Annotated in this window: 1 protein-coding gene; it reads right to left on the reverse strand. The window is 44.4% G+C overall.

The annotated features are described in order from the left end of the window. Positions 1 to 345: T7SS effector LXG polymorphic toxin (locus tag ACLWS4_RS37640; RefSeq protein ID WP_416876522.1), on the reverse strand; the 345-nt coding region annotated here is incomplete at its 3' end. Between the last annotated feature and the right edge of the window lie 60 nt (positions 346 to 405).

Here is a 405-nt window from a genome sequence, read left to right on the forward strand (position 1 = left end):
GGTGTCCACGCTGTTGAACATGGTGTCCATCTGCTGGACAAATTTATTCATTGCGTCCAGGTTATGTTCAAGTTTTTCAAGCGTATTCACGGCTTTATTGTCAAAGTCGTACAGGTCTTCAACGGTTTTGTTTACCCTCTTCCGTGCTTTCACGATTGGATGCAGTTTTTCGTCGATATCAATGGTTTTTATGTCGACCAAATCTGAAACTTTTCGGATGGCCGCATTGGCATCTTCCAAAATTGCGCCAATCGTGTTTTCCAGCTTTTTCAGGGCGGGGGAGAGGCTGCCGGTAAGAAAAGTTTCATCGAAATAGCCGTTTGGGTCAGGTTCGAATGCGGACAAGTCTTAACGGATTTGGTCCAATGCCTCGTTGTAATCCGCTAAAAATTTCTGTAGGTACAA

The sequence above is a fragment of the Kitasatospora sp. SC0581 genome (assembly GCF_048159585.1).
Lineage (GTDB): Bacteria > Actinomycetota > Actinomycetes > Streptomycetales > Streptomycetaceae > Kitasatospora.